Source organism: Candidatus Vondammii sp. HM_W22, assembly GCF_022530855.2.
Classification (GTDB): Bacteria; Pseudomonadota; Gammaproteobacteria; order Chromatiales; family Chromatiaceae; genus Vondammii.
Window position 1 is genome coordinate 3,011,884 of the sequence record NZ_CP099567.1, and the last position, 26,479, is coordinate 3,038,362.

Genomic DNA, 26,479 nt, shown 5'->3' on the forward strand with positions numbered 1-26,479 from the left:
TCATATACCTTGCCGTTAAACGTGGCGCCATGAAATTACCAAGTGATTCGTTACATCACACAAAATATAAAAACTGGTTGACTCAGCGAGCCAAAATGTCGCACTCTTTCACCATGAACTCAAACAGACACGTGCCGCATTCAATTATGAAAGACCGCTACGCTGGCTGGCTGGCTGGCTGGCTGGCTGGCTGGCTGGCTGGCTGGCTGGCTGGCTGGCTGGCTGGCAATGCAGTCTGCTGCGTGTCCCGGAGAATCCAAGCTGAAATAATGTAACAGCAAATTAAGTGATTTACCGAGGGCCGCAGATGCAATCATCTGCGGCCTTTTCCGTTTGGCATGGGAAAAAAGTGTCAGCCCCAACGGCTTACCTGGGTGTCATTCTTATCTGGACCACCACGCCGCTCACAATAAAGTGGAGCGGTGATGGTCCTGGGTTTTTGTTTGGCGTGACTGGACGGATGGTGATTGCCGTTGCCCTGGCCATGGTTTATCTGCTGCGCGTAAAACTACCCTGGAATCGCCCTGCCCGCCGCACTTATCTGGCTGCGGGGCTGAGGATATACTCCGTCATGCTGTGTGTTTACTGGTCGGCTCAGTTCATCCCTTCGGGTTGGATATCTGTGATCTTTGGACTGTCACCCATTGCAACAGGTGTGATGGCGGCGATATGGCTGGATGAGCAGATTTTAAAGCCGATGAAACTGCTTGGTATGTTGCTGGGTCTTTTGGGCCTATTGGTGGTTTTTAGCTCGGGGCTGGAGTTGGGAACCAGTGCGCTTTATGGTGCTTTGGGTATTCTGGCTTCGACGCTGTTTCATTCGGCCAGCGCCGTCTGGGTCAAACGTCTTAACCGGGATTACATGGCATGTCGGTGACTGCGGGAGGCCTGCTGGTAGCCGCTCCACTGTTTCTGTTGGCTTGGTTTCTGGCTGATGCCATCTGGCCGGAGGTGTTGTCGTCACGGGCACTCTACTCTATCCTCTACCTGGCCTTGGTCGGTTCAGTCATCGGTTTTGCGATGTATTTCTATGTGCTGAAGCATGTTGAGGCCACCCGGGTTGCACTGATTACCCTGATAACACCGGTAACGGCACTGCTTCTAGGTAGTCTGCTAAATGGTGAATCGATTGGCTAGAGTGTGTGGCTGGGAACCGCTTTGATACTCTCCGGACTGCTCAGTTTTGAATTCGAAGGGCTCTACCGGGGAGTGCTGCGGAGAAGTAGTGAGTGATGCCATAAACTCGGCTTTGAGATTGGTCAATGTCTTACCCTGAAGGGTGTTTATTCTGTACGAGAGCCGGTGCAGAGTGCCTGGCATGTTTTATATAGGACACTGCACGAGTAGGAACTGTTTTGGATTTATCATTGCCTCTGGCATTTACTGTTGGCCTGTTTAGCACAATACACTGTATCGGCATGTGTGGCGGCATCATGGGGGCGCTGAGTTATGGTTTGCCACCGGAGATCAGGCAGAACAGCTCGCGTTTTCTGCTCTACCTGCTGACTTATAACAGTGGACGGATTCTCAGTTATGCCCTGGCAGGTGCGTTGCTTGGACTAGTGGGCGGCACTTTGCTGGAGATGATGGGGCCAACCCAGGGGCATCGTTGGCTGCAATGGTGCGCCGCGTTGATGATGGTGCTGATTGGCCTGCATATCGCGGGATGGCTGCCCAAGCTGGCCAGTGTGGAACGCCTGGGAGTGCCGCTTTGGCGTCGTCTTGAACCGATAAGCCGGAGTTTGATGCCGGTGCAGACGCTACCGCGGGCGTTGATCTATGGTGTTATCTGGGGCTGGCTGCCCTGTGGGCTGGTCTATACCATGTTGTTGTCGACGGTGACTAAAGTAGGGCCATTGAGCGGGGCACTGTATATGGCGGTTTTCGGTCTGGGTACTCTGCCATCGGTTGTGGCCGCCGGTATGCTGGCCGGCCGGTTGTATAAAATTGCCAATAACCCCTATTTAAAGGTGATGGTTGGCGTTATCATCGTGCTGATTGGCTTGTTTAGCCTGTGGTTTCCAGAGCTGTTGGATATAGAGGCATATCAGAAAGTGACCGCAGGGAACGAATAATGAGTAGAGATTGGAAAATGAATACACAAGAGAGAGTATTGGGTAGTGCGCCTGAGTTTCTTCGTGTGGTACATGCAGCACGCATGGTGGCACCTACGGATGCGCCGGTGCTGATGATGGGGGAGCCGGGTGCTGGTAAGGAGCTGCTGGCCAGAGAGATACACCTCGCCAGTCGCCGATCCGGAAACCCCTTTGTTATTGTCAATTGCGCTGGTATCAGCGATAGCCAACTGGCAGATGAGCTGATAACTGCAGCCAGTCCCGGCGCAACCCTTTTTCTGGATGGGGTGGGCGATCTCTCTCTGGATGCTCAGGCCAAGCTGCTCCATTTTCTTGAATCAATGGAGAGTGGCAGAAGCGGCTATGCCGATTTACGGATTATCGCCTCCTCTTCACGCAGCCTCACTTCTCTCCTGGACACCGGGGCGTTCCGCGAAGATCTTTTTTACCGACTCCATGTTGTCCCCATAGAGCTCCCGCCATTAAGGGAACGGGGCGACGATGTTATTCTGATGTTGAAGCAGTTTACTGCTGATCTTGCACGTCATCACGGTCGCAAGGCACCTCGTTATTCGGTTACCGTGCGCAATCTGATCAAGCAGTACACCTGGCCGGGTAATGTGCGCGAGTTGCACAACTTTTGTGAGCAAATGGTGATTTTAATGGCTGGCAACATAGTGCAGCCAGAAAATATGCCTCTCGAGATTCGGCGTAAATCCGAGCGCCAAGTTACCGGTGTGGCTGGATTTGTCCTTCCTGAGAAGGGTATAGACCTGTTGGCAATGGAAGGCGATATGATACGCCAGGCCATCGGTATGGTCGGCGGTAATCGCAGCAAGGCAGCGCGGTTGTTGGGGCTTAGCCGTGACACACTGCTTTATCGAATCCAGAAACATGCCATCGAGATGTAACGTAACTGCCTTATGACCACTGTTTGTGAAAAAAAACAGGCGGTTCTGTTGGTATTTTTCAAAACCCGGAGCTTCTAAGCTTTGTTGTTTCGTCGTTTTCCTGGAACGGGCGATCTCGTAGATTAATTGTATACGATTTCTTTAATTAATTCGTCGACCCTGAAATATTCATTCCAGGCACTTAATAATACTGTTGTTTCTGTTTTGCAAACAGGAACAACAGTATGGACATGATATTTTTCAGCACAAAAATAACCTCCCTCATCCATTTTCTGAAGTTGAAGGCAGCCGCCGCCATAAGCAAGTTAATCTGATCCCCGGCAAAGCCTTTAAGAAAGTTCCTTTTTAGCCTGTGGTCACTCTTTAAGTGACCACAGGCTCAATGCCAGCTCGTCTTCTGAAACGTTTTCTGGCTAATGCCATGGCTTCTCCTGAGGTATTCTTCCTGGCAGGCTTTGGCGTTACTATCTGGGTGTCATTAACCTTTGATTTGCTCCGATAACCTCGATCAGCAATACCCACTTTGGGTACTCGATTGATGAGACGTTTCACCTGTGCCAAGACCTCAGGTACGGTGTGACCATCAAATACATTCTTCTCAAAAGCCAGGGCACCAATCACAATGCCCGCGTCCCTTGTGGTGGTGATTGATGCCTTGGTGCCAAACTCATAACGCTGCTGGGCCTTGCCTTTGCTCATACAGTAAATATGAGGTTCATGTAGGCTGTACAACTTATTTTTATCAGCACGCTTCTGATTCAGCATGCGCTGGTACAGGGCGAACTTTTCTGCATAGAATTTCTGTTGTTCTCCGGTCATCTTACGCTGTATTTCACGCAGTAATCGGCCGCTGATGGTCTTTAATCGCTTGACGGCCTTACGTGCCTTTTTACGATTCCTCGGATGTGTGGCAAATCGGGTGGGGAGCTTGAGAATTTTTACTTCCTTCTCATGGCTTCGACTGAGCACGATACCTTCTGCTCGGGCCATCTTGAGTAACTGCCCGTGTATCTTTCGGTACTGCTTTGCATCAGTTGGAAAGGTAATGTTTTTCTCTTGTACGGTAGTGTCGATACACATTTCATCTTCGATCGCCTTTTCTTGATGTAAGGCGATAGAGGCAGCCAGGACCTTTTCAAAACCTTCTTTGCCAATACGCTTTCTGAAGTAAGTCAGGTCGGAGGGGTCACAAGGAAGTTGCCATTGGAATTCGATCTCACCCGTAAAACTCGGGTAGTAGGGATTTTGTATCCAGCGTTGAATCAGAACCTCGTCACTGAGGTCTTCCAGATGCTTGAGTATCGAGAGACCCACCATTAGGCGGATGGGTTTTGAGGGCTTTCCACGATGAGAATAAAGCGGGGCAAATTCAGCATCAAAATATGACCAGTCTATCTGTCTGGCCAGTAGCAAAAGTGGATGCTTGGGGTTCAGCTGATCCAGTAAGTTCTGGTGCAGGAAACTTTGCTGGTTGGGATTGGCTGTCTTGGGTTTGCTCAATTATCCACCTCTATTTCGTTCAGTTTTTCTCTGCTTTTACCCCTTTCATGGACGTTTATTTTATCAAATTTAGATGCTTATTTTATATAAATCATTATGTTATGAATATTTCAGGGTCGACTAATTACCCAAATCCGAAGGGCGCGGGTAGAAAGCCCATTGGTCTAAAGCGCATGCGGCGCATCCACTTCCTACAGCACTAGTTTGAGCTCTCTGATCCTGCAGCGGAAGAAGCTCTTCATGATTCACGTGCCAGAGGTGCTGAATGGCTAATTTTCTGAAACTGATGGTTTTATGCTCGCCGGAGGGGTCCCATGCCTGGCCATCGAGGGGGAGCTGTACGGCGGCTGGAAGGAGATCAGCCTGACCCGTTCGCTGGATATCTTCGCCAATACCTTCGACCTGACCCTGACCGACAATCAGGCAAGCCAGGCGCGCACCGTCAAGCTGGGATCGCCCTGCTAGGTGCGCATCGATGGGGAGACCCTGATCACCGGCTACGTTGACCGCATCCGCCCCCGCCACGATGGGCGAAGCCGCAGCCTGACGGTGTCGGGGCGGTCGCAAAGCGGTTTGCCAAACTTTTAGGCATCGCAGTTTCATCGACCGTGGAAACAAGCCCGGTCTTGGTATCCGCGATTGCTGAAGGTGAAACCGTATTCGAATACCTGGAGACACTGGCCAGACAGCAGAGTGTGCGCCTGGTCACTGATCCTACCGGGGACCTGGTGATCACCCGTGCCGGCATAGAGTGCGTAGGTACGGCGCTGGTGCTCGGCGAAAACATCGAGGAGGCGGAGGGTGAGTTCAGTCACCGCGACCGGTTTAGTCATTACTACGTCACCGGACAGCGTGCCGGTAATAACACCTGGCCCGACGACAAGCCGGAGCTGGCGGCGCAACGTCCACTATGGCCGGTCCCGTCAGGCCACCTACACGGTGACCGGCTGGCGCCACAAGGACGGTCTCTGGTCACCCAACACCCGGGTCCGGGTGCTGGATGAGTGGATGGGCTTCAACGATGAGTGGCTGATGATCGGCACCGTGGAGTTCGTGCTCGATGCACGAGGCCAGCGCACCCGCCTGACCGTGATGCCGCCCGAGGCTTACGATCTGGTGCCGCTGCCGGCCGAGGATGGGGGTGACTGGTGAGCGAGTCCGCCATTCGCCGTTTGACCAACCCCATGCGCCGACGGCTGAGACTGTTGGTGAGCCGTGCCGTGGAGCGTCTGGTGGACCCCTCCACCCTGCTGCAGACCCTGCAGCTGGAACTACTGCGCGGTGAGTTGCTGGATGGCGTGGAGCATGTCGAGGGCTACCCCGCCCGCCGGGTTTGAGGCGATCAGCGCCAGCCTGGGCGGTGATCGTGGGCACACCGTCTGTCTGTCTGCTTTTCATCGCCGGTTCCGCTTGCAGAACCTGGCCCCCGGCGAGGTCGCCCTGTACACCGACGAAGACCAGAACGGTGGCCACCGCATCCGGTTCAAGCGCGGCCAGGAGATCCATCTGGTGGCGGGGGCTTCATCCATTGTGATGACCCCGGCCGGGATCACGATCACTGCGCCGACCATCGATATTGTGAAGGGGTGAGCATGTACGGAGTGGCACGCAAATCAGTTGACAGCGCCGGGGGTGCCCAGCTCAACGGCGGGCAGGGTTTCGTCACCATCGATGGCGCTCGGGTGGTGCTGCTGGGTGACCCGGTTCAGGGCCACGGAGAGGGCGGGCACGCAGGTCCGGTGATGGCAGAGGGTAGCAGCTTCGTCCGGATCAACGTGGTGCCGGTCTGCCGGGAAGGCCACCTGGCCAGTTGTGGTCACGCCACCACCGGTAGCGATTACGTGAGGTTGAGCGACTGATGGATCTGGCAATTACCTACAACGACCGTGAGCTGACCTTCGCGCCAGCGGTGCAGAATGTCGAGTCCGGACTGCGCTCTGCGGTGCTGGTGTCGCTGTTCACCGATCGGCGGGCTGCCGAAGATGACCCGCTGCCATCGAGTGCGCTGGGTCTGCGCGGCTGGTGGGCGGATGCGTGGCCCGAGATGGAGGGCGACCTGGTCGGCTCACGCCTCTGGCTGCTGAGCCGCGAGAAACAGACCGCCGCCGTGCTGCACCGGGCGCAGGAGTATTCTGAGGAGGCGCTGGCCTGGCTGATCGAGGACAATGTGGCCACGGCAGTGGCGGTCAGTGCGGAGTGGATGCGGACCGGGGTACTGAGGCTGCAGGTGGCTATCACCCTGGCCGATCAAACCCGATTCAAAGACGTTTTCAACTATCAATTACAGGCTGCATAAATGGCATTTAACAGGCCCACATTACAAACCATTGTCCAGCGCATCCAGACGGACATCGAGAGCCGTCTGGCGGGGACCGACCCGCGTCTGCGCCGGTCGGTGCTGGGCGTGCTTGGCGTGCTGGGACGGACATTAGCCGGTGCGGCACACGGCCTGCATGGCCATCTGGATTGGCAGAGCCGGCAGATCATCCCGGACACCGCCGAGGCGGAGATCCTGGACCGCTGGGCCAGCTGGTGGGGTGTCAGCCGCAAGCCCGCCGCAGCGGCCACAGGCAATGTCACCTTCACCGGTACGGATGGCGGTACCATCCCCGCCGGTGCCACCCTGCAGCGTGCTGACGCTCTTGAGTACACCACGAGTGCCGAGTGCATCATCACCGGCGGCACTGCCACGGTGGCGGTAACCGCATCCAGTGCCGGGCAGAATACCAGCGCCGTTGGCGGGGTGGCGCTATCGTTGGTATCCCCGGCTGCCGGGGTTCAGAGCACGACCACGGTAGCCACCGGTGGCCTGACCGGCGGCGCCGACGAGGAGACCGATGCGGCTCTGCGCGATCGCCTGCGCGCACGGGTACAGAACCCGCCCCACGGCGGCAACTCGGCTGATTATAAAGCCTGGGCGCTGGAGGTGGAGGGCGTGACCCGCGTCTGGGTGTTTCCCATGTGGCTGGGGATCGGCACGGTGGGTGTATTTTTCGTGCGGGATGATGATGCCGGTTTTATTCCCGACGCAGGGGAGGTACAGACGGTGCAGGATTACATCGATGCGCGGCGGCCGGTGACGGCGGACCTGATAGTCGTCGCCCCGATCGAGTCGGCGGTGGATATAACCATCCGGATCAACCCGAATACGACCGCCGTTCAAATGGCTATCGAAGCGGAGCTGACCGATCTGTTCCGGCGCGAGGCATCGGTGGATGATGGTGCCGGCTCGGGCACTATCCTGATCTCCCACATCCGCGAGGCCATCAGCCGTGCCGATGGCGAGTTTGACCATGTCCTGGCTGATGTTACGTTCTCGGCCGGTAAGATCGGCACCCTCGGCAACATCACCTGGCCGTCGCTGTGATGGCCACCACAGCCGACTATAAAGCTCAGCTGCAGGGACTGCTCCCACCACGCCCTGCGCGAAGACGGCAGCCTAGCCGACCGGTTGCTGGCCGCCCTGGCCGAGGAGTTCGCCCGTGTGAATGACCGCGCCGAGTCGCTACTTAACGAGGCCAATCCGCGTGCCACCTATGAATTGCTGGCCGAGTGGGAGGCGTTCGCCAACCTGCCGGATGCCTGCACCGGCAGTACCCTGACACTCCAGGAACGCCGGGCCGTGCTGGTGCAACGTCTGACCGCCATGGGTGGGCAGTCGGTGAGCTATTTCCAGTCGATGGTTAAACGTCTGGGCTACACCGTCGAAATCACCGAGTACAGGCCGTTTGTCTGCGGCGTCAGCCAATGCGGTATGCAAGCGCTACCCGCCCAAGATGCGTTTTGTCTGGCGGGTACGCCTGGCGGATCCACGGGTTACCTATTTCCGCTGCGGCGAGTCACAGGTGGAAACAGATCCCCTCTTGAAGATCAACCGCGCAGAAGACCTTGAATGCGTGCTGCGCCGGGTGAAACCGGCTCACACATCCCTGTTTGTGTCCTACGAAGGAGCCTAGACCATGGACTATATACCACCCGTTGGAGGCACCGCCGATGCTCCATACATCGACGGCAACCCCAACACCGGCACCGAGGGCAGCATCCCGCCCGCAGCCGCCATCGAGTACCCGATGCGCGAGATCGTCAACGCCATCAAGGCCATCAAGGCCATCAAGGCCATCAAGGCCATCAAGGCCATCAAGGCCACAAGGAATTATTTTCGAAGAACGCTTGGCGGTATATATTTAACCCAGGCAGTTACACAGAAAACTTTACAGGCTCTATCTTCTTCGAAGGTAGGCTTGATCGCGCACTTGATCTGTGAAGATATGGACTGAGTGCTTTTACGTTGACACAATATTTTGAACAGTCTCTATCCATCGATAGATACCTTCCGGGCTAATCCGCAGACATGCACTTCGAGGGTGATCCAGCTTGAGGCGTCCAGCCATTGTTTCCGGTGTCCAATCCTCCTGTAACCGCTCGATGACATAATGCAGGCATTTTTTATGTGATCACCTGCGAGTGTGCCTCGGTTTCTTGCATCGAACCATCGCACGTTTCTGTGCAAACTCGTCCCGGTAACAGGCTATGAATCGACCATTGTGTTTCACTTCACGTGAGATGGTGGTGTGATGACGACCCAAACGACGACCAATGTTTCTATAACTTAAACGCCAATGTAAAAGATACGGCTCTTCCCCTAATCGAGTAGGTAAATATCACCCAACCGCTCCCTCAGGATAAAAATTCAGCCCTCCAAAGGTGGAAATAGATTGCATTGGCAAACCGCTTCTTGTTGCGGAAGCCTCTGCTACGCGCCTTGATCATCTTGATTCGGCTTTTGAGACCTTCTGCCGAACCATTACTACTTCCAAAACAGCAGCTTTCAATATTCCCCACAGGTGATCCTTGATTGTTCCCGCCACTTTCTTGATTGGCTCCAGGCCACTGCGCACTTGCCCATGACAACCACCGCTCCCAGCAGGAACTTCCATCCAGTGCTGTTTGAAAGGGCCAATCAAATTCGGCGAGTGATAGGGGTTTGTCTATGGCTATGATACCACATCGGGCCATAGATGTATGGCTTTTGGTGGATATGGCGTATATTATATTCAATAATATTAGAGATATTATAGTTTATAAGCAAGCTCTAAGTAACACCTTTCAGATACTGGCGAATGTGGATAGTAAGCTTTATTTCAGGGTTTGATGTGCCCAATATAGTGGGGCCGGTCTTCAAGTTTAAGGTCCACCGTCTCACCCTGAACCACCAACCGCAGATCTGTCCCTTCAAAACGTAAATTGCAGTGTGTGCAGCCCTGGCTTTTCAGCGGGATGGGGAGCATATCGCGGTAGGTATAGACGTTCTCACCCACATCACCACCGGCACAAACAGCTGGGCAATCCGGTATTTCACCCTCAACCTCTGCCCGCTCAAACACCAGATCACCTGCCTGCCACCAACGGGTACGCTCAACTGAACCGGTCATTGTCTTGATGATGCAGGCACGGGAAAAACGCAAGATTACTGTCCCACCATCCACTGTGATGCTCTCAACTTCCGATCCTGCAAGTTCAACGCTACTGCTATCCATCGATACAACTCCACTACTGATTAATTACCGGCAATTATACCCACAGGCCATATGAAGTAAGCCATCTGAATAACAAGGTTTCCAACACCGCTCAACAACGCCATACAGTCCACTAGGTTAGCCCTAGTGAGAACTTACCGCTTCCAAGCCCAACTCTTTTATCTTCCGTGTCAGCGTATTTCGCCCCCAACCGAGCAGCTTCGCGGCCTCCTGCTTTCTGCCACTGGTCTGCTCCAGTGCCGTCTCGATCATAATCGTTTCGAACACCGGGGTGGCCTCATCCAGCAATCCCTGCTGCCCCGTCTGCAACCGCTCTTTTGCCCAGTTACGCAGACAAGCTCTCCAGTCATTGCCCTGCTCAGAAGAGTTTTCACCCTGGCGCAACTCCACAGGAAGATCCTCAACATGAATCTCCTGGCTGGAGGCCATTACCGTGAGCCAGCGGGCTGTGTTCTCCAACTGCCGCACATTACCAGGCCACTCACACTGCTTCAGCATTTCAAGGGACTCGGGTAGTAAAGTTTTCGCCTCCACTTCCAGATCCAATGCCGCCAACAAAAGAAAATGGCGCATCAGCAGCGCAATATCCTCTTTCCGCTGATGCAGGGATGGGATATGTATCCGAATGACATTGAGCCGGTGGAACAGATCTTCACGAAACCGCCCCTCCTCTACCAAAAATTCAAGATTCTGATGGGTAGCAGCAATGATTCGAACACCGACTTTGACCGGCTCATGCCCACCAACCCGGTAAAACTCGCCATCGGCCAGCACTCGCAACAGTCTGGTCTGCAGCTCAGGCGTCATATCGCCTATCTCATCAAGAAACAGAGTACCGCCATCGGCCTGCTCAAAGCGTCCGGTGCGCCGCGCCTGGGCACCCGTGAAAGCGCCACGCTCATGCCCAAACAACTCGGACTCCATAAGATCTCTTGGTATCGCCGCCATGTTGAGTGCAATAAACGGCTGATCTGAGCGTGGGCTATGGCGATGCAGGGCCTTGGCCACCAACTCTTTACCGGTACCCGATTCACCATTAATCAGCACCGTAATGTTGGAACGAGCAAGCCGGCCTATAGCACGAAACACCTCTTGCATTGCCGGTGCCTCACCAATGATCTCCGGGTTGTCTTCCGGCGTATCCTTTATATCTTGTGTGGTGCTCCGTCTCTTGCGGCAGGCACGCTGCACCTGCTCCACCGCCTCATCCACATCGAAGGGTTTTGGCAGATATTCAAAAGCACCGCCATGAAAAGCCGCCACAGCGCTGCCCAGGTCGGAATGGGCCGTCATTATAATGACCGGCAGCTCCGGGCATGCTTCATTAATCAGATTTAACAGCGAGAGCCCATCCATACCAGGCATACGTACATCAGAGACCACCACACCAGGCTGCTCCCTTGAAAGCGCCTCCATGACACCATCGGCACTGGAGAAACTGGTCACCTCCATCCCCTCTTTTTGAAACGCTTTTTCCAGCACCCAGCGGATAGAGCGGTCATCATCTATGATCCAGACTCGGTTATTTGTTGGCATTTGGATTCTCCACCGGGAGTAAAACAGTAAAAAGGGTCTTTCCAGGCTCGCTGCTGCATTCCACCAGACCACCGTGCTGATTGATCAGTGATTGGGCAATTGAGAGCCCAAGACCCATACCACCTTCACTGGCTGTCACCATTGGATAAAAGATTTTCTCGCGGATATCTTCCGGAATTCCCGGACCACTATCCTGGATGCCGATCCGGGCAACTAGGCGATGCCGTTGATTGCCGATGGTGAACTGACGCAGAATCCGAGACTTCAGGATGATCCTGCCATGATCATTGTCACCCAAGGCCAGCGCTGCATTGCGAACAATATTGAGCAACACCTGAATGATCATGTCACTATCGACCAGCAGTTCCGGGATACTGGGATCGTAATCGCGATCAATGTGCAGATTCTGATCTGACTCGGCAAGCACCAGACTGCGCACCCGCTCCAGCAGGAGATGAATATCGACTCGCTTTGGCTTGGACAATTTATTAGGCCCCAACATCCTGTTCAGCAGCGCCTGGAGCCGATCAGCTTCATCAATAATAATTTGTGTGTATTCATGCAGTGACGGGTCCTCAAGCTCCCTTTCCAGCAACTGGGCAGAGCCCCGCAGACCGCCAAGTGGATTCTTGATTTCATGGGCCAACCCCCGCACCAACTCCCTGGCTGCCTTATTTTGCGCCAGCAGGTACTCTTCCTTGCTGATGCGCAGTTGCCGGTCAATCTTTTGAATCTCCACCAGCAGACCCGCATCACTATCCCTGTCGGTAAGAGGTGTAACCGTGCAATCCACGGTCACATGCCTGTTATCAGGCAAAACAAGACTCAACTCGCGCTCGGTAAAGGGGTGGCCTGATTCAATTGCATGACTAAGATGGGATTGTGACTTTCCCATTGGACAGCAAATCAAGTCACTGGCCTCCTTTCCCACCATATGGCGGGCACTGACCTGAAACAGCATCTCAGCGGCAGGATTCATATAACTCAGCTGAAGATCAGGATTGAATAGCAACACAGCACTGTTCAGGTTCTCCAGTACCCGCTGACTGTAGACGGAGGATTTATTGTCATTGATCATAAGCATGAGAAGCAGCAATAACCGCGCCAGATCTTATTTCCGATATTCTCAGTACGGGGAAATAACTAGATCATATGGGCCTGCAGCCTGATACTGGGTTCAGCATCGAACCTGTAGGTGGTCTGGTGGTTGCCGGAAAAAGCCGTCAAAGCAGGCATTTCATCTGTTTTCAACCCAACTACCGGCTGGCCGGAAAGCCGCGGCATACCAACACGTCATCAGGTACTGAGCAGCTATGCTGGAGCAAGCCAAAATGGGCAGGCATAGCAACTGACCCAACATATGCACCAATATAGTGCGTCCAGCAACAAAAGGATAGTGGGATATTGCACTTGCGCTCAATAGCTCCCTACAGATGAACTTACAAGGGATGTGGGGGGGCTGCTTCCAGGTGTGTTCCAGTGAGATCTCTCTAAAGTGAATCCTGAGAGTATCCATACCCCCAACTGCTTGAGCCATAGGGAAAGGGTCAATAGTTAGGCTTGAAAGCCGGGTTAGCCCCCCCGGGTGTAACCGGGAATGGATTTGACCCACCACTCGGCGTATAAGCGGGGTTGGCTACCCTTGGAGTATTCGTATTTTCATCCAGTGTAAAATCTGTCGAATCATTACCTTGAGCTGCTCCGTCTCCGGTATCAAAATCCACCGGATCTCCAGGTTTGTATTGGGGGGCATCAACTCCCGATTGATCGCTACTGCCAGAGTCAGGCGAATCAGGAGCCTCTCCATCATCAAACATCGACTCCCGACGCACAAAGAACTGGATAATGTTTGAGCGGATCTGCACCAAGCCAACCGCATTGTGAACCGTTGCGTGAACCGTATAACTGCCACGATCAAGCCCTTCAAGGAAAAGTGTTGATCCCGTCAATCGGAGGTCCATTATCCGTCCATTGAGCACCACCTGAATATAGTGACCTCGCTGCAGCCGGGGAGAGGCTTGAAATATAACCTCTACACTGCCGGAACGTGTTGTCGAGCGGTTGGATGGAGCCACAATAGAGAAAGCGGTATAACCCGCCAGTAAGTTTTGACTCCTTGTCCCCCCTCCACCAGCTGTTGACGTTGGGGTTCGCCTTGGAGAGTAAACGGTCGGTTCCGGTAAAACGATCTTTTCAGCACTCACCTCGTCGGGTTGGTCTGAATAGTGGACCACGCCAGTTTTTTGATCTACCCACCTATAAACCGCTGCAACAGCCGAGCCGCAAAAAATAACCAATACAATGAGGAATAGTCTTCCCATAACCTTGGAGCATAACCCAGCTCCGCACCTCCCATCAACCATTAGATCTGGATTAATTTCACACCTATGCGGCAAAGAACGCCCCCTTTCCGGGTGCGTTTTTGACGGAAAAGCGATTCCGCTTACAGGCTATAATACATATCAAACTCGACCGGATGAGTCGTCATCCGCAGGCGGGTGACCTCTTCCATCTTCAGCTCGATAAAACTATCGATCAGATCGTCGGTAAAAACCCCACCAGCGGTCAGGAATTCACGGTCAGCATCCAGGCATTCCAGGGCCTGATCTAGGCTATGGCATACGGTTGGGATGTTGGCGGCCTCTTCTGCCGGCAGGTCGTAAAGGTCCTTGTCCATCGCCTCGCCGGGGTGGATCTTGTTCTGGATTCCGTCAAGGCCAGCCATCAACATGGCAGCGAAGCACAAGTAAGGGTTGGCTGTCGCATCAGGGAAACGCACTTCGATACGGCGACCCTTAGGGCTGGAGACCCATGGAATACGGATGGAAGCAGAACGGTTGCGGGCTGAATAAGCCAGCATCACCGGTGCTTCGAAACCCGGTACCAGACGCTTGTAAGAGTTCGTGGAAGAGTTGGTAAAGGCATTCAATGCACGGGCGTGTTTGATAATACCGCCGATGTAGAACAGAGCGTCTTCCGAGAGACCGCCATACTGGTTACCAGCAAAGATGTTCTCACCATTCTTAGCGATAGACTGATGCACATGCATACCAGAGCCGTTATCACCCACCAGCGGTTTCGGCATGAAAGTGACCGTCTTGCCGTAAGCGTGACCTACGTTCTGAATCACATACTTCATCCTCTGGTTCATGTCAGCACGCTTTACCAGGGTATCGAACACAGTGCCGATTTCACACTGGCCAGCTGTAGCAACCTCATGGTGGTGAACCTCTACTGGCACACCAACCTCTTCCAGGGCAAGACACATGGCGCCACGGATATCGTTCAGAGAGTCAACCGGAGGCACCGGAAAGTAACCGCCCTTTAGACCGGGACGGTGACCGATGTTGCCATCGTCATAGACCCGCTCTGAGTTCCATTCAGCCTCTTCAGAGTCAACCTTGTAGAAGGCACCGCTCATATCGGCGCCCCAACGTACGTCGTCGAGAATAAAAAACTCTGGCTCGGGGCCAAAGTAAGCAGTATCACCAATGCCGGTGGACTGCAGATAAGCCTCTGCACGCTTGGCAACAGAGCGTGGATCGCGCTCATAACCCTCCATGGTGGTAGGCTCCAGGATGTCGCAGGTAATATTTACAGTTATTTCATCAGTGAACGGATCGATCACGGCTGTATCCGGATCCGGCATCAAAATCATGTCGGACTCGTTGATCCCCTTCCAGCCTGCAATGGAAGAACCATCGAACATTTTACCATCGGTAAATATCTCTTCGTCGATGATAGAGGCAGGCATGGTTACATGCTGCTCTTTACCACGGCTGTCGGTGAAGCGAAAGTCAATAAACTTCACCTCCTTTTCTTTAATCATCTCCAAGACTTTTGAGGCCATGATGTTCTCCAACTGTTAATTAAGTATCATTCGGGCTGCTACTGCAGCCGTTAAGTATAGGTAGATATCGCAATGCTCTTCAGCAGAAACCGTGCCATGAACAAAGCTTTGTTTTTCGTTCCCTGTTTCAGATGTTCCTGATTCCATGCGTTACATATTGAATTAAAAGGCAATGTAAACAGACTATTGGTTCTAACTCTCCTGCTCCTGCCACTTCATCTGACAGGATAACCCCACTTCCCCTGGTCCAGCACAAAACAAGGCGCACTATTATGGTGCGACAATATTAGATATCGCACTATTTTGAGGCGCGCCAAAAAATATCCGCACCTGTCCAAACTCAGGCACCCCCCCCGCGGCTTCCTGCAGTGCCGAATGAAGCGCCTGCGCACCCGCGTCGTCTGATAAAAAATCGCTCGAAAAATAGACATCCACATCAACTGAACCAGCCAGATAATGGAACACTAGGCGCTGCCGCTCCGAGGCATTCGGAATATCGCCCCAGCACTGTTGCAACAGCGCCTCCGCCTCGACCCTTAGCGGCAGACCTTTACAGGGGACAGCAACTTCGTCATCTTCTGGATCGATGTGAACGGTGACATCTGAGATCTCTTCGATATCTTCCAGCAGACGGTCGGTCACCATCTGACTGATCATATGGCCCTCTGAAACACTGATCCGGGATTCCACCAGCACATGGACATCCAACGACGCCTTTCCACCCATTTTTCGAGTGCGTAACATGTGGATCGCCCTAACCCCACCGATGGAGTGAATGATCTCACGAATATGTTTCAACTTCTCCTCATCCAACCCCTCATCCATCAGCTCCTGGAAAGCCGGCCAACCAAGATTCCAGCCGATGCCTGCGATCATCAGGCCAACACCCACAGCCGCAATAGCATCCAGGTAGGGAAGCCCGGCCATGGTGCCCGCCACACCAACCAACACAACAATCGAGGAGATGGCATCTGAGCGGTGATGCCAGGCATTGGCCTGCAGCATATTGGATTTAATCCGGCGTGCAGCCCTTGCGGTATAGTGGTAGAGTGTTTCATTGGCTAGAATGGAGAAACTAGCCGCATAGAGTGCCAGCGTACCCGGTTGCAACAGCTCCTCTGGTGAAAAGAGCCGGTCCACTGCATCCCAGGAGATACCCACCGCAACCAGGATCAGGAGTAACCCAAGGCCCAGGGTTGCGGCCGTCTCAAATCGACCATGCCCATAGGGATGATCGGAATCAGGGCCGTGACTGGCGTGAACCGCAGCAAAATAGACCAGTGCATCTGAAAACAGGTCGGAGAAAGAGTGGATACCATCTGCCACCAGTGACTGGGATTGAGCAGCTAGGCCGATAATGACCTTACTCATTGCCAGCAGCAGGTTGACCAGCGCCCCCACCAGAGTGACCTGTTGGATCACCTTTGTGCATCGCTGGCTGCTATCGACAGGCATTGTCATTACTGTGTTTCCTCGCACACTTCAATCACAACAAAATACTCATCGCCCTTGGCGCGGGTCTCAACCAGCTGATGGCCATTGATACGACACCAGGCAGGAATATCATTAAGTGCCCCGGGATCGGTGCAGACCGCTTCCAGCAAAGTGCCAGGTGATAACGTCTTTACACAATCCTGCACCCGAATCACCGGCATTGGACAGAGCAATCTTCGAGCATCGAGCAGTACCTTGTCGCACATCAGATATACCACGCCACAGGGATTTCATCCGGCTTCAAAGGCGTGACCGTCAGGGTCCGTTTATTACCGGTCAAATCAACGATCTTGACCTCAACCTGCGCTATGTTCTTACCCTGACTGAAACGGGCCACTAGCCGTGCAGCCAGTTCCAGATCTTCATCATCCACTTCACCATCGATCAGGGACAGAGGGCCTGCATGACTAATGGTCTCAAGATGAATAAACTGCTTGCGGTATCCCCTGAGAAAATTACTCTCTCCCTCCTCCCGGGCAATGATCACTTTGAAATCCGGCCCTGGCCGTAGATGCCGCCCCACCTTGAGCAACATGATGTCATCCATCTCGTACTCTTTGTGGCCACGAGCCTGCCACAGGTCTGTCAGTTTCACCGAGTAGCTGGCATCGGTGAGGAAACAGCAGCCACCTGCCGGCTGGGCATAATCATCCAAATGAAACTGCTCTGCCAAAGCCATCTGGGGTTTTCGGCTACGCCCGTTGAAATCGTATAGCTCTTCACGCTTTACCCAGCCCGCAATCTCGGGCTTTGTGGCAGGAAGATTCCTGGCACACAGGGGACGCAATAGCAGATCCGTGGCACCGGACTCCCGGGAGATGACCGGCATGGTGTCCTTGCGCTGAGACATGGGACGCTGCCCTATGACCTCTCCGGTTATGATGAAATCAAACCCATGTTCGGTGATCCATTCATGGGCCTTTTTCACCATAAATATCTTGCAATCGAGACAGGGGTTCAGATTTGCGCCATAGCCATGCTTTGGGTTAAACACCACATCCTTGTACTCCTCCACAATATCGACAATGTGAAGTTTGATGCCCAGCTGTTCGGCTACCCACAGTGCATTGTTGCGTTTGGGTTTGGCACGGTCTTTTTTACGGATGGCGTGAGTATGACCCTCGACACAGAATCCGGTAAAGAAATTAATGCCCTCGACACGGATGCCCTGCTCCTGAATCACCTTGGCAGCCAACAGGGAATCGAGGCCACCAGAGATCAAGGCAACGGCCTTACGCTGTTCAGTCATACGAATATTATGCATCTGGGTGAAAACGGAATAGGGATTATACGCTATCGAGCAATTCAGGGTCGAGGCTCTACTCTCTTCGCCGCAAAACAGGGGTTTTCTGCTTCCGGTAGCCGATAACAGCCAGTAGTTGCAGCCCCTCCTCATTCTTTATGAACTCTGCAACAGTCTCCTTGCCCAGCCCCACAGCCACTTCATTCAGTGCCTTGACGAAAACCCTGTCGTCCGGACTGTAGGCTAATTGGCGGATAAATGAGCCATCGATCTTAAGGATATCCACCAGCAACTCTTTGAGATAAATAAAGGAGGAGAAACCAACACCAAAATTATCCAGAGCAAATTTGCATCCCAGCTCCTGTATATCACCCATCAACTTTCTCAACCCGTGCTGTGAGAGAGCACTTTCTGAGCATTTCCGGAATTAACAACCAATTCCATAGCATGGGACGGAATTGCGCAGCCAAGCAGCAGGAGAGGTATAAGTTGTCGTCCAACTTTTTCCATGAACCCTGATAATCTCAAAATCCCTTATACCCTCGTGGGTATTCAACGAGCAGAAAATAGGAAAAAAACTTAATGAAATGTCCCCATTCTATGGCCACTTGGCTTGTTAGGTTCTCCGCATTTCACGTAATCCAAAATACGCCATCTCTGGCGTGACATAGTGTTGTGAACTGTGGGGGTCGCCGCTCATTATATCGGCAACGCCACTGTTCAATAACAACTCTGGCTTCGGTCAGGCTACCAAATATCTCTGCATTTAAACACTCCTTGCGGAAAATGCCGTTGAAGCTTTCATTGCTGCCATTTTGCCAGGGTTTTCCCGGTTCAATATTGGCTAGCTTAATATCATGCTTTTCCAGTTCCTCGCGCAGTACGAGGGCCAACAGCTCAGCTCCGTTGTCGCTGCGAATGGCTCGGGGAATTCCGTAGCGAATGATTAATTCACGTAGCACCGCTTTCACGTGTTGACTCTGTAGGTATCGACCAGTTTTGATTGCCAGACAATAACCGGTTGCTTCGTCCTTGACCGTCAAGCACCGCAGAGGCTCTGCGTCATGATAGCGGTCATGTACGAAATCCCATGCCCACACATCATTCCGTCGTAGCGCCAATCCCTCCAGTTTTACCCCAGTGCGAATCTTCCGTCGAGGGCGATAAGGCGGCAAACACAGGCCATTAAGCCGCCAGAGTCGATATACGCGTTTGTTGTTTACCTGCCAACCTCTGAGCCGCAGATAGGCGCCTGCTAAACGATAGCCCCAACTGGGATCCTCCCGCACCACTACACGCAACGCGGCCGACAGATGCCGGTCACGACGTTCTCGTTTTGAACTACAGTGAAGCCCCGATCGCGGTGTCGTACAAAGCCAGCTTGCTCGCCTTTGGCTAAGGCCCCGTTCAATAGCAAACAATGCCATTGTAGATTCAATGGGTCAATGCAACACCGTCATTTAGTTTATCTGCAGGAGTGGCGAAGTCCAATGTTTTTCTCGGTCGTTGATTGAGTTTTTTCGCCACGCGATCTAAGTGTGCCTGAGAGTAAATCGACAAGTCTGTTTTCTTCGGAAAGTACTGCCTCAATAGCCGATTTGTATTTTCATTGGTCCCTCTTTGCCATAGACTTTGTGGGTCACAAAAGTAGACTTTTGCATCTGTCGCCATAGTAAATTTCTTGTGACCGGCAAGCTCCATCCCCCTATCCCAAGTTAATGCCTGTACCAGCTTGTCTGGAAGTTTTTTAACCTGTTTCGTGAGTGCGGAAACAACCGAATTAGTCGACCCTGAAATATTTATAACGCAATGATTTATATAAAATAAGCGTCTAAATTTGATAAAATAAACGTCCGTGAAAGGGGTAAAAGCAGAGAAAAACTGGACGAAACAGAGGTGGATAATTGAGCAAACCCAAGACAGACAATCCCAACCAGCAAAGTTTCCTGCACCAGAACTTACTGGATCAGCTGAACCCCAAGCATCCACTTTTGCTATTGGCCAGACAGATAGACTGGTCATATTTTGATGCTGAATTTGCCCCGCTTTATTCTCATCTTGGAAAGCCCTCAAAACCCATCCGCCTAATGGTGGGCCTCTCGATACTCAAGCATCTGGAAGATCTCAGTGACGAGGTTCTGATTCAACGCTGGATACAAAATCCCTACTACCCGAGTTTTACGGGTGAGATCGAATTCCAATGGCAACTTCCTTGTGACCCCTCCGACCTGACTTACTTCAGAAAGCGTATTGGCAAAGAAGGTTTTGAAAAGGTCCTGGCTGCCTCTATCGCCTTACATCAAGAAAAGGCGATCGAAGATGAAATGTGTATCGACACTACCGTACAAGAGAAAAATATTACCTTTCCAACTGATGCAAAGCAGTACCGAAAGATACACAGGCAATTACTCAAGATGGCCCGAGCAGAAGGTATCGTGCTCAGTCGAAGCCATGAGAAGGAAGTAAAAATTCTCAAGCTCCCCACCCGATTTGCCACACATCCGAGGAATCGTAAAAAGGCACGTAAGGCCGTCAAGCGATTAAAGACCATCAGCGGCCGATTACTGCGTGAAATACAGCGTAAAATGACCGCAGAACAACAGAAATTCTATGCAGAAAAGTTCGCCCTGTACCAGCGCATGCTGAATCAGAAGCGTGCTGATAAAAACAAGTTGTACAGCCTACATGAACCTCATGTTTACTGTATGAGCAAAGGCAAGGCCCAGCAGCATTATGAGTTTGGCACCAAGGCATCAATCACCACCACAAGGGACGCGGGCATTGTGATTGGTGCCCTGGCTTTTGAGAAGAATGTATTTGATGGTCACACCGTACCTGAGGTCTTGGCACAGGTGAAACGTCTCATCAATCGAGTACCCAAAGTGGGTATTGCTGATCGAGGTTATCGGGGCAAATCAAAGGTTAATGACACCCAGATAGTAACGCCAAAGCCTGCTAGGAAGAATACCTCAGGAGAAGCCATGGCATTAGCCAGAAAACGTTTCAGAAGACGAGCTGGCATTGAGCCTGTGGTCACTTAAAGAGTGACCACAGGCTAAAAAGGAACTTTCTTAAAGGCTTTGCCGGGGATCAGATTAACTTGCTTATGGCGGCGGCTGCCTTCAACTTCAGAAAATGGATGAGGGAGGTTCTTTTTGTGCTGAAAAATATCATGTCCATACTGTTGTTCCTGTTTGCAAAACAGAAACAACAGTATTATTAAGTGCCTGGAATGAATATTTTAGGGTCGACGAATTAGTGTCTTTCCCTGCGACTTTAACGAGCATAGTAAATCGCGAGTGACACTCTACTAACGTAGCTATATGAGTGTTGGAAGAACCTGAGATCAAATCGCCTTCCCAGTGGCCAGGGACGGCCCGGTCTTCAATTTCAGGTGAGCGATTATGGAAATACCATCAATAATGCCACTTCTGGGTAGCCTTTTAATATTACTATGCCTGGACTGCCGAAAGACTCTTTGCGTTCTAAGATGTCTTTGAAGCTCTTTTTTCAATACGCAACGAGACTGAATGAATAGGCTTTTGTAGATGGTTTCGTATGACACACGTAACTTCTCTCATTCTCTGGGTAATTTCGCTTTAGCCAGCTAGATATCTGCTCAGTAGACCACTCTTGAAAGCTTATCGGCTACGACTTTACGAAGATTATCTCACTGGGAAAGTCTACACAGCTTTAGCTTACGAGCACGATCCCAAGCTTTACTATCAGCAATATTTGCACGATAGCGGTTCATTCCCCCATTGCGCTGAATTTTCCTGCTTATGGTTGAGGGTGAGCGATCAAGGTCTCTTGCTATCTGACGCAAAGACAAGCCCACGGAAAGCCCTCTGGATATTTCTTCACGTTCTTCCAGAATGAGAGCATTTTGAGCGCGTTTGCGAACTGAAGGGCAATACCCTCCAAATAGTCTTGGCATACCAAAAAATTGATGCAGGGTGTTTTTCGAGGGAACGGCCTATATCACTAAGTGATTCTCCCTTCCGCCAACGTGACCATAGTTCTTGTTTTTGATCATCTGTGAGTCCAGGTCTGCCAAGTCTTGCCATCACATAATCCCCATAAATTGATCATTGAGTATAATGTGTTGCATCAACCCATTGAATCTACAGCTACACATTTTTTACTTTTGCACTCAAGCAATTGTTTTACCCTCTTTTCCTTTTTTGTTTGCGGTTCTCGTTTGTCAACATGGCTGATAACGGACATCGCACCATTCACAAGATAACTCCTCAGGGCAATATTCTTCGTCAATCTCCCGATACTACCAAAATTTGTTTTTCCACCACTGGAATGCTGAAGCCGCGTCAATCCGATGCATGCTGATGCATCCCTTCCCATTTTAAATGTACCAGCTTCACCGCAGCCTGTCGTAATATAGAGATTAACAGCATTTATCGTAGACACACCCTCTAGTGCCGCCCGCAACTTCTCACATTCCGGGTGTGCCTTGATGGCCTGTGCCAATAGCCTATCCTTTTCCGCTATGTTTTTAACCGTCGGTAAGTAAAGTCTCCATATTGCATTCAATGCCTGGCGAAACTGCATGCAAAACCTTTTCTCTGCGTCTTCAAGCACCCCTTGAACTGTGCCACCTAATCCACCTCTTCTTGATGACACACGTACATTCTCATGATGGACTGCTCTTGTTGCTCAAAAGTCTTGCCATTGATGAATTTAATATCAACAAGCTGACTAGCCTGTACGATGGCCAAGGCATCATTTTTATCGGCCTTTTGATTTTACCTTATCTGAGAAACAAGCTTGGCTGATATAATGCGGGCATCATGACCATTGTCCTTAGCCACTTGCTTCCAGTAGTTGGAAATCGCACAAGGTTCGAACACGGCAATCGCTAGTTTAGCCATGACCAGACAGGATGCAAATTCCCCTGATGCCATTTCATCATTGGTAACTATCTCAGGTCCCTTGACAACGCACACCTGGATAACTTTTTTGGCTAAATCTACACCTGTAGTCGTTTTCTTCGTTTATTGGGCTCCCATTATGCTTTGCTTTAAGGGCAACCAGTTTCTGTTTTAGGGTGAGGGGAGTCCAATTATCTCTCCATCGCCGGTAGGGTTTGCCGAGAGCAGCCAGGGATCTTTTGGCACTGCCTGCTGACAGTGGACTCACCAAACCCTGCTTTTTAAGACTTTGTGATTAAATCCTGCGAACTCCTGACAATCGAATAAAAAGAGTAGCCGTTTCACTTCTTCCGATTCAACAATACCCTGACAAAAGGATATACTTGCGCGATTAACTTTTTCTTTTGGAAAGCAGAGTCTTAACATTGACCATGACAACGAGCAGCAATGTGCCTGATATTTCCACATTTCAGGGATTAATCTTTGCCCTGGAGCGCTATTGGGCAGAACAGGGGTGCGTCATCCTACAGCCTTATGATATGGAGATGGGTGCCGGTACTTTCCATACTGCAACCTTTCTGAGATCCATCGGCCCGGAGCCCTGGACCGCTGCCTTCGTGCAACCTTCTCGGCGACCCACCGATGGCCGTTATGGTGAAAACCCCAACCGACTGCAACACTACTATCAGTTCCAGGTAGCAATGAAACCATCGCCTCTCGATATTCAGGATCTCTACCTGAAATCCTTGCAAATGCTGGGAATTGACACCCTGGTACACGATGTGAGATTCGTTGAAGACAACTGGGAATCTCCCACCCTCGGTGCCTGGGGATTGGGATGGGAGGTCTGGCTAAACGGCATGGAGGTAACTCAGTTCACCTATTTCCAACAGGTGGGAGGCCTTGACTGCCGGCCTGTAACCGGTGAAATCACCTATGGACTGGAGCGTATCGCCATGTATCTTCAGGGAGTGAAAAGCGTGTTCGATCTGGTCTGGACCCAGGGTCCTAACAGCCTGGTCACATATGGCGATGTCTTCCATCAGAATGAAGTGGAACAATCAGCCTATAACTTTGAGCATGCCGATGTGGCTTTCATGTTCAGTTATTTTGATCAGTGTGAAGCTGAGAGTAGCAAATTGATCGAACTTGGGTTGCCTCTGCCTGCGTATGAGCAGGTACTGAAAGCCTCTCACGCCTTCAATCTGCTCGATGCCCGGCACGCCATCTCCGTTACTGAGCGTCAACGTTATATCCTGCGGGTGCGTGCCCTCTCCAGAGCAGTTGCCCAAGCCTATTATGAAGCTCGAGAGAAACTCGGCTTCCCCATGTTGAAACAGGAAAAGGAGCTGGCCAATGGTTGATTCTGCTGATCTGCTGTTTGAACTGGGAACCGAAGAGCTGCCACCCGCGGCCCTGAAAAAACTCTCCAACGCGTTCACCGAAGCATTTGTTGCCGGTCTTAATAAGGCGAATCTGCAACACGGAGCGATTAAACCCTTCGCTACACCCCGCCGTCTGGCACTGCTGGTTGAGGAATGCAGCCAGCAGCAACCGGACAGGGAGATTGAGCGCCGCGGACCCGCCATCCAGGCCTCCTTTGATAACGAGGGCAGTCCAACCAAAGCGGCGGAAGGGTTTGCCCGCTCCTGCGGCACCACGGCGGACAAACTCGGCCGGGTGAAGACAGATAAAGGCGAGTGGCTGATGTATCAGCTCAAGGAGAAGGGAAAACCAGCTTCAGAGCTGCTGCCCGCTATCGCAGAGGATGCTCTTAACCGGCTGCCTATACCGAAGCGCATGCGGTGGGGCGATACGGACGCCCAGTTTGTACGTCCGGTCCATTGGCTGCTGTTTCTCCATGGCGACCAAGTGGTGCCCTGCTCTATCCTTCAGGCAAAAGCTGGCCGATTTACCCGGGGGCACCGTTTCCATCACCCTGAACAGATTGAGATCAGCTCGCCGGCAGACTATGCAAATACACTGGAAAAAACCGGCAGTGTTATTGCTGAATTCGGTACACGGCAGGCAAAAATTCGCCAGCAGGTTACGCTTTCTGCCGAGACTTTAGGAGGATACCCCGAGATTGATGCATCGCTGCTCGATGAAGTCACTGGCCTAGTGGAGTGGCCTATCCCTATTATCGCTGGATTTGAAGAGCATTTTTTGCAGGTGCCCCATGAAGCATTGATTCTCACCATGAAGAAGAATCAGAAGTACTTTCATCTGGTGGATGAGAATGGCCAGCTGATGAATCACTTCATCACCATCGCAAATATCGACAGTCCAAATCCGGAGATCATCAAAGAGGGCAATGAGCGCGTCGTGCGTCCTCGCCTTAGTGATGCCATGTTCTTCTGGAACCAAGATGGCAAGAAAAAACTGGAAAATCATCTGGAGGCGCTGAAGTCAGTCGTATTCCAGAAGCAATTGGGCTCAATGCATGAAAAAGCCAACCGGGTTGCCAGACTTGCTTCCGGCATAACTGAAGCGATTGGTGGGGACTCATCCCTTGCTGATCGGGCCGGCATGCTGAGCCGGTGTGATCTAATGACCGAAATGGTTAACGAGTTCCCCGACATGCAGGGAATCATGGGCCGCTATCAAGCCATCCGGGATGGGGAGTCTGAGGAGCTGGCACAAGCCATGGAGGAATTTTACCTGCCCCGCTTCTCTGGCGATCGACTGCCCCAGAGTAAAACAGGTATTGCTATCTCTCTGGCCGAAAAGCTGGATACCCTAGTTGGAATTTTCAGCATAGGCATGAAACCCACCGGCGACAAAGATCCGTTTGCCTTACGTCGCGCCGCACTGGGTGCCTTGCGTATCATGCGTGAACATGCGCTCCCGATCAGTCTGAAGCAGCTGCTGGAGAGGGCAGCCTCTATTCAGAATGGGCTAACCGGTGAAGCAGGTGCTATAATCCAAGTCTACAATTTCATGATCGAGCGTCTCAAGGGCATCTACCATGAGGAAGGTATCCCGGTAGATATTTTTGATGCCGTTGCGGTCATAAAGCCAGAAACCATCGCTGATTTCGATCGCCGGGTAAGCGCAGTTGTCGCATTCAGAAACCTGCCGGAAGCCTCCTCTCTCGCTGCGACCAACAAACGCATACGCAACATCTTAAAAAAAGCCAAGGATAAGCTGCCGGAGAATGTCGATCTCTCACTGTTTGAATATGATGAGGAGCATGAACTTTTTGCCAGGATTGGTGGCAAAATAGAGCACGTGTTGCCGCTTCTTCAAAGCTTCGATTATGAAGCGGCTCTGATCTCTCTGGCCGAGCTTAAAAACCCGGTAGACAACTTCTTTGATCATGTAGTGGTAATGGCTGACGACCCGGCCATTCGGGCAAACCGACTGGCACTGCTCACCCGGATAAGCGATCTGTTCCTGGGTGTTGCCGACATTTCAAAACTTCAATAGAGAGGGTTCCGGAATCAT

At 52.0% G+C, this 26,479-nt stretch carries 32 protein-coding genes and 4 pseudogenes; 17 read left to right on the forward strand and 19 right to left on the reverse strand.

Annotated elements, in window-relative coordinates:
* Positions 1-29: 29 nt before the first annotated feature.
* The 5 genes from MN084_RS17105 to MN084_RS17125 all read left to right on the forward strand — a co-directional run bounded on the left by MN084_RS17105 (position 30) and on the right by MN084_RS17125 (position 2,986).
* Positions 30-275, forward strand: a complete 246-nt coding sequence (locus MN084_RS17105; protein ID WP_241086083.1) for a hypothetical protein — start codon at positions 30-32, stop codon at positions 273-275.
* Between the two features lie 74 nt (positions 276-349).
* Positions 350-877: an EamA family transporter gene (locus tag MN084_RS17110; RefSeq protein ID WP_330178204.1), complete on the forward strand. Its 528-nt coding sequence runs from the start codon at positions 350-352 to the stop codon at positions 875-877.
* Complete coding sequence (locus MN084_RS17115; protein WP_320416355.1) at positions 868-1,137, forward strand: EamA family transporter; 270 nt, start codon at positions 868-870, stop codon at positions 1,135-1,137. The genes MN084_RS17110 and MN084_RS17115 overlap by 10 nt, the downstream gene beginning before the upstream one ends.
* Before the next feature lie 218 nt (positions 1,138-1,355).
* Positions 1,356-2,075, forward strand: coding sequence for a sulfite exporter TauE/SafE family protein (locus tag MN084_RS17120; protein WP_241085638.1), 720 nt, complete (start codon positions 1,356-1,358; stop codon positions 2,073-2,075).
* Positions 2,076-2,092: 17 nt separating this feature from the next.
* On the forward strand, positions 2,093-2,986 hold the full coding sequence (locus MN084_RS17125; protein WP_241085637.1) for a sigma 54-interacting transcriptional regulator: 894 nt from the start codon (positions 2,093-2,095) through the stop codon (positions 2,984-2,986).
* Between the two features lie 181 nt (positions 2,987-3,167).
* Here MN084_RS17125 and MN084_RS17130 read toward each other — a convergent pair.
* A pseudogene (locus MN084_RS17130) lies at positions 3,168-4,486 on the reverse strand (IS5 family transposase).
* Positions 4,487-4,606: 120 nt separating this feature from the next.
* Complete coding sequence (locus tag MN084_RS17135) at positions 4,607-5,089, reverse strand: hypothetical protein (RefSeq protein ID WP_241085635.1); 483 nt, start codon at positions 5,087-5,089, stop codon at positions 4,607-4,609.
* Positions 5,090-5,094: 5 nt separating this feature from the next.
* On the opposite strand from MN084_RS17135, the gene MN084_RS17140 reads away from it, so the two are divergent.
* From MN084_RS17140 to MN084_RS17180, 9 genes are all read left to right on the forward strand, one after another.
* The gene (locus tag MN084_RS17140) at positions 5,095-5,490 is read left to right on the forward strand and encodes a hypothetical protein (protein ID WP_330178205.1); all 396 of its coding nucleotides are present in this window, start codon (positions 5,095-5,097) and stop codon (positions 5,488-5,490) included.
* Entirely contained in the window at positions 5,426-5,638 is a 213-nt protein-coding gene (locus MN084_RS17145; protein ID WP_445083849.1) for a phage baseplate assembly protein, read from the forward strand. The genes MN084_RS17140 and MN084_RS17145 overlap by 65 nt, the downstream gene beginning before the upstream one ends.
* Entirely contained in the window at positions 5,635-5,823 is a 189-nt protein-coding gene (locus tag MN084_RS17150; RefSeq protein WP_241084843.1) for a hypothetical protein, read from the forward strand. Before MN084_RS17145 ends, MN084_RS17150 begins: the two co-directional genes overlap by 4 nt.
* Entirely contained in the window at positions 5,792-6,076 is a 285-nt protein-coding gene (locus tag MN084_RS17155; protein WP_241084842.1) for a hypothetical protein, read from the forward strand. Before MN084_RS17150 ends, MN084_RS17155 begins: the two co-directional genes overlap by 32 nt.
* A gap of 2 nt (positions 6,077-6,078) precedes the next feature.
* On the forward strand, positions 6,079-6,345 hold the full coding sequence (locus MN084_RS17160; RefSeq protein ID WP_241085634.1) for a PAAR domain-containing protein: 267 nt from the start codon (positions 6,079-6,081) through the stop codon (positions 6,343-6,345).
* A complete protein-coding gene (locus MN084_RS17165; protein WP_241085633.1) occupies positions 6,345-6,782 on the forward strand; it encodes a phage GP46 family protein in 438 nt (145 codons plus the stop codon). The genes MN084_RS17160 and MN084_RS17165 overlap by 1 nt, the downstream gene beginning before the upstream one ends.
* Positions 6,783-7,853 carry a baseplate J/gp47 family protein gene (locus MN084_RS17170; protein WP_330178207.1) on the forward strand — a complete coding sequence of 357 codons (1,071 nt, stop codon included), beginning with the start codon at positions 6,783-6,785 and terminating at the stop codon, positions 7,851-7,853.
* A gap of 84 nt (positions 7,854-7,937) precedes the next feature.
* A complete protein-coding gene (locus MN084_RS17175; RefSeq protein WP_241085631.1) occupies positions 7,938-8,378 on the forward strand; it encodes a putative phage tail protein in 441 nt (146 codons plus the stop codon).
* Positions 8,379-8,445: 67 nt separating this feature from the next.
* Positions 8,446-8,763 (forward strand): hypothetical protein, encoded by a 318-nt coding sequence (locus MN084_RS17180; RefSeq protein ID WP_241085630.1) that lies wholly within the window; start codon positions 8,446-8,448, stop codon positions 8,761-8,763.
* A 177-nt stretch (positions 8,764-8,940) separates the two neighbouring features.
* Here the strand turns inward: MN084_RS17180 and MN084_RS20015 are convergent, their stop codons facing one another.
* From MN084_RS20015 to MN084_RS17245, 15 genes and pseudogenes are all read right to left on the reverse strand, one after another.
* Positions 8,941-9,072, reverse strand: coding sequence for a hypothetical protein (locus tag MN084_RS20015; protein WP_445083850.1), 132 nt, complete (start codon positions 9,070-9,072; stop codon positions 8,941-8,943).
* A 91-nt stretch (positions 9,073-9,163) separates the two neighbouring features.
* Positions 9,164-9,328 carry a transposase gene (locus MN084_RS20020; protein ID WP_241085629.1) on the reverse strand — a complete coding sequence of 55 codons (165 nt, stop codon included), beginning with the start codon at positions 9,326-9,328 and terminating at the stop codon, positions 9,164-9,166.
* A complete protein-coding gene (locus MN084_RS17190) occupies positions 9,253-9,423 on the reverse strand; it encodes a transposase (protein ID WP_241086082.1) in 171 nt (56 codons plus the stop codon). The genes MN084_RS20020 and MN084_RS17190 overlap by 76 nt, the downstream gene beginning before the upstream one ends.
* A gap of 204 nt (positions 9,424-9,627) precedes the next feature.
* Positions 9,628-10,023: a hypothetical protein gene (locus tag MN084_RS17195; protein WP_241085628.1), complete on the reverse strand. Its 396-nt coding sequence runs from the start codon at positions 10,021-10,023 to the stop codon at positions 9,628-9,630.
* Positions 10,024-10,146: 123 nt separating this feature from the next.
* Positions 10,147-11,559, reverse strand: a complete 1,413-nt coding sequence (ntrC, locus tag MN084_RS17200) for a nitrogen regulation protein NR(I) (protein ID WP_241085627.1) — start codon at positions 11,557-11,559, stop codon at positions 10,147-10,149.
* A complete protein-coding gene (glnL, locus tag MN084_RS17205; protein WP_277400137.1) occupies positions 11,546-12,643 on the reverse strand; it encodes a nitrogen regulation protein NR(II) in 1,098 nt (365 codons plus the stop codon). The genes ntrC and glnL overlap by 14 nt, the downstream gene beginning before the upstream one ends.
* A gap of 463 nt (positions 12,644-13,106) precedes the next feature.
* Positions 13,107-13,634 carry a hypothetical protein gene (locus MN084_RS17210; protein ID WP_241085626.1) on the reverse strand — a complete coding sequence of 176 codons (528 nt, stop codon included), beginning with the start codon at positions 13,632-13,634 and terminating at the stop codon, positions 13,107-13,109.
* Positions 13,635-13,763: 129 nt separating this feature from the next.
* A pseudogene (locus MN084_RS20025) lies at positions 13,764-13,922 on the reverse strand (DUF4124 domain-containing protein); the annotation flags it as partial.
* An 80-nt stretch (positions 13,923-14,002) separates the two neighbouring features.
* Positions 14,003-15,409 carry a glutamate--ammonia ligase gene (gene glnA / locus MN084_RS17215; RefSeq protein WP_241085625.1) on the reverse strand — a complete coding sequence of 469 codons (1,407 nt, stop codon included), beginning with the start codon at positions 15,407-15,409 and terminating at the stop codon, positions 14,003-14,005.
* Positions 15,410-15,679: 270 nt separating this feature from the next.
* Positions 15,680-16,870: a cation diffusion facilitator family transporter gene (locus MN084_RS17220; protein ID WP_241085624.1), complete on the reverse strand. Its 1,191-nt coding sequence runs from the start codon at positions 16,868-16,870 to the stop codon at positions 15,680-15,682.
* Positions 16,870-17,109, reverse strand: a complete 240-nt coding sequence (locus tag MN084_RS17225) for a sulfurtransferase TusA family protein (RefSeq protein ID WP_241085623.1) — start codon at positions 17,107-17,109, stop codon at positions 16,870-16,872. Before MN084_RS17225 ends, MN084_RS17220 begins: the two co-directional genes overlap by 1 nt.
* Positions 17,109-18,152, reverse strand: coding sequence for a tRNA (5-methylaminomethyl-2-thiouridylate)-methyltransferase (locus MN084_RS17230; RefSeq protein WP_241086049.1), 1,044 nt, complete (start codon positions 18,150-18,152; stop codon positions 17,109-17,111). Before MN084_RS17230 ends, MN084_RS17225 begins: the two co-directional genes overlap by 1 nt.
* Before the next feature lie 70 nt (positions 18,153-18,222).
* Positions 18,223-18,522: an EAL domain-containing protein gene (locus tag MN084_RS17235; RefSeq protein ID WP_330178209.1), complete on the reverse strand. Its 300-nt coding sequence runs from the start codon at positions 18,520-18,522 to the stop codon at positions 18,223-18,225.
* A 256-nt stretch (positions 18,523-18,778) separates the two neighbouring features.
* On the reverse strand, positions 18,779-19,573 hold the full coding sequence (locus MN084_RS17240) for an IS3 family transposase (protein WP_241085622.1): 795 nt from the start codon (positions 19,571-19,573) through the stop codon (positions 18,779-18,781).
* A 7-nt stretch (positions 19,574-19,580) separates the two neighbouring features.
* A pseudogene (locus MN084_RS17245) lies at positions 19,581-19,931 on the reverse strand (IS30 family transposase); the annotation flags it as partial.
* Between the two features lie 119 nt (positions 19,932-20,050).
* Here MN084_RS17245 and MN084_RS17250 point away from each other — a divergent pair.
* Positions 20,051-21,369 (forward strand): annotated as a pseudogene (locus MN084_RS17250) (IS5 family transposase).
* Between the two features lie 447 nt (positions 21,370-21,816).
* Here the strand turns inward: MN084_RS17250 and MN084_RS20030 are convergent.
* The gene (locus tag MN084_RS20030) at positions 21,817-22,083 is read right to left on the reverse strand and encodes a helix-turn-helix domain-containing protein (protein ID WP_445083851.1); all 267 of its coding nucleotides are present in this window, start codon (positions 22,081-22,083) and stop codon (positions 21,817-21,819) included.
* Between the two features lie 173 nt (positions 22,084-22,256).
* Positions 22,257-22,784, reverse strand: coding sequence for a transposase (locus MN084_RS17255; RefSeq protein WP_241085619.1), 528 nt, complete (start codon positions 22,782-22,784; stop codon positions 22,257-22,259).
* 697 nt (positions 22,785-23,481) lie between these two features.
* On the opposite strand from MN084_RS17255, the gene glyQ reads away from it, so the two are divergent.
* The gene (gene glyQ, locus MN084_RS17260; protein WP_445083852.1) at positions 23,482-24,396 is read left to right on the forward strand and encodes a glycine--tRNA ligase subunit alpha; all 915 of its coding nucleotides are present in this window, start codon (positions 23,482-23,484) and stop codon (positions 24,394-24,396) included.
* Positions 24,389-26,461, forward strand: a complete 2,073-nt coding sequence (glyS, locus tag MN084_RS17265) for a glycine--tRNA ligase subunit beta (RefSeq protein WP_241085617.1) — start codon at positions 24,389-24,391, stop codon at positions 26,459-26,461. The genes glyQ and glyS overlap by 8 nt, the downstream gene beginning before the upstream one ends.
* Positions 26,462-26,479: the final 18 nt, after the last annotated feature.

What these genes read in the sequence shown, in the direction of transcription:
- MN084_RS17230 (WP_241086049.1), bottom strand. Translation starts at nt 18,152, where the DNA reads ATGACTGAACAGCGTAAGGCCGTTGCCTTGATCTCTGGTGGCCTCGAT.
- MN084_RS17235 (WP_330178209.1), bottom strand. Translation starts at nt 18,522, where the DNA reads ATGGGTGATATACAGGAGCTGGGATGCAAATTTGCTCTGGATAATTTT.
- MN084_RS17170 (WP_330178207.1), top strand. Translation starts at nt 6,783, where the DNA reads ATGGCATTTAACAGGCCCACATTACAAACCATTGTCCAGCGCATCCAG.
- MN084_RS17160 (WP_241085634.1), top strand. Translation starts at nt 6,079, where the DNA reads ATGTACGGAGTGGCACGCAAATCAGTTGACAGCGCCGGGGGTGCCCAG.
- MN084_RS17220 (WP_241085624.1), bottom strand. Translation starts at nt 16,870, where the DNA reads ATGACAATGCCTGTCGATAGCAGCCAGCGATGCACAAAGGTGATCCAA.
- MN084_RS20030 (WP_445083851.1), bottom strand. Translation starts at nt 22,083, where the DNA reads ATGCCAAGACTATTTGGAGGGTATTGCCCTTCAGTTCGCAAACGCGCT.
- MN084_RS17165 (WP_241085633.1), top strand. Translation starts at nt 6,345, where the DNA reads ATGGATCTGGCAATTACCTACAACGACCGTGAGCTGACCTTCGCGCCA.
- MN084_RS17180 (WP_241085630.1), top strand. Translation starts at nt 8,446, where the DNA reads ATGGACTATATACCACCCGTTGGAGGCACCGCCGATGCTCCATACATC.
- MN084_RS17190 (WP_241086082.1), bottom strand. Translation starts at nt 9,423, where the DNA reads ATGGAAGTTCCTGCTGGGAGCGGTGGTTGTCATGGGCAAGTGCGCAGT.
- MN084_RS17240 (WP_241085622.1), bottom strand. Translation starts at nt 19,573, where the DNA reads ATGGCATTGTTTGCTATTGAACGGGGCCTTAGCCAAAGGCGAGCAAGC.
- glnA (WP_241085625.1), bottom strand. Translation starts at nt 15,409, where the DNA reads ATGGCCTCAAAAGTCTTGGAGATGATTAAAGAAAAGGAGGTGAAGTTT.
- MN084_RS17195 (WP_241085628.1), bottom strand. Translation starts at nt 10,023, where the DNA reads ATGGATAGCAGTAGCGTTGAACTTGCAGGATCGGAAGTTGAGAGCATC.
- glnL (WP_277400137.1), bottom strand. Translation starts at nt 12,643, where the DNA reads ATGCTTATGATCAATGACAATAAATCCTCCGTCTACAGTCAGCGGGTA.
- MN084_RS17125 (WP_241085637.1), top strand. Translation starts at nt 2,093, where the DNA reads ATGAATACACAAGAGAGAGTATTGGGTAGTGCGCCTGAGTTTCTTCGT.
- ntrC (WP_241085627.1), bottom strand. Translation starts at nt 11,559, where the DNA reads ATGCCAACAAATAACCGAGTCTGGATCATAGATGATGACCGCTCTATC.
- MN084_RS17155 (WP_241084842.1), top strand. Translation starts at nt 5,792, where the DNA reads ATGTCGAGGGCTACCCCGCCCGCCGGGTTTGAGGCGATCAGCGCCAGC.
- MN084_RS17115 (WP_320416355.1), top strand. Translation starts at nt 868, where the DNA reads ATGTCGGTGACTGCGGGAGGCCTGCTGGTAGCCGCTCCACTGTTTCTG.
- MN084_RS17135 (WP_241085635.1), bottom strand. Translation starts at nt 5,089, where the DNA reads ATGAAACTGCGATGCCTAAAAGTTTGGCAAACCGCTTTGCGACCGCCC.
- MN084_RS17105 (WP_241086083.1), top strand. Translation starts at nt 30, where the DNA reads ATGAAATTACCAAGTGATTCGTTACATCACACAAAATATAAAAACTGG.
- glyS (WP_241085617.1), top strand. Translation starts at nt 24,389, where the DNA reads ATGGTTGATTCTGCTGATCTGCTGTTTGAACTGGGAACCGAAGAGCTG.
- MN084_RS17225 (WP_241085623.1), bottom strand. Translation starts at nt 17,109, where the DNA reads ATGTGCGACAAGGTACTGCTCGATGCTCGAAGATTGCTCTGTCCAATG.